This is a genomic window from Kosakonia sp. H7A (genome assembly GCF_003028445.1).
In the GTDB taxonomy this organism is placed as follows: domain Bacteria; phylum Pseudomonadota; class Gammaproteobacteria; order Enterobacterales; family Enterobacteriaceae; genus Kosakonia; species Kosakonia radicincitans.
The window spans coordinates 1-694 of the sequence record NZ_PYTZ01000037.1 but is presented as its reverse complement, the minus strand read 5'-3'; the positions used below and the strand labels follow the sequence as shown (position 1 = coordinate 694).

The 694-nt window shown below is 71.0% G+C and carries 1 protein-coding gene; it reads left to right on the top strand.

Features of this window, described 5'->3' with window-relative positions; all coding sequences use genetic code 11:
* Window positions 1-694: drug/metabolite exporter YedA (gene yedA, locus CWM66_RS27955; protein ID WP_107147744.1), on the top strand; the 694-nt coding region annotated here is incomplete at both ends.

Below are 694 nucleotides of genomic sequence, written 5' to 3'. Positions count from 1 at the left end.
GCTTCATCATCGCCGGCACGCTCATGTACGCGGTACTGCGCTGGCGTGGCGTGCCTGCGCCCACGCGTGCGCAATGGCCGAACATCGCCATGATGGGTGCCACCCTGCTGCTGCTCGGCAACGGCATGGTCGTGCTGGCCGAGCGCGACGTCTCTTCCGGCCTGGCCGCCACCGCGGTCGCCTCGGTGCCGCTGTGGATGGCGCTGTTCTCGGCCTTGCGCGGCCAGCACGCCAGCCGCGGCGAGTGGCTGGGCATCGTGATCGGCTTCCTCGGCGTGGTATTGCTCAACGCCGGCAGCAGCCTCACCGCCACGCCCACGGGCCTGGTGCTGTTGCTGATCGCCCCGCTGGGCTGGGCGTTCGGCTCGATCTGGTCGCGCGGCCGCGACCTGCCTTCGCCGTTCATGACCGCCGCCGGGCAGATGATCTGCGGCGGCGTGCTGATCTTCCTCGTCGGCCTGCTCATCGGCGAGCGCCCGCACGCGCTGCCGACCCGCCAGGGTTTGCTCGCGGTGGCCTACCTGTGCGTGTTCGGCTCGATCATCGCGTTCACCGCCTACGTGTGGCTGCTGCACAACGTGCGGCCGGCGCTGGCCGGCAGCTACGCCTATGTCAACCCGGTGATCGCCGTGGCGCTCGGCGCCTGGCTGGGCCACGAACGCTTCGGCGCCGGCGACTTCGGCGCGATGGCCGT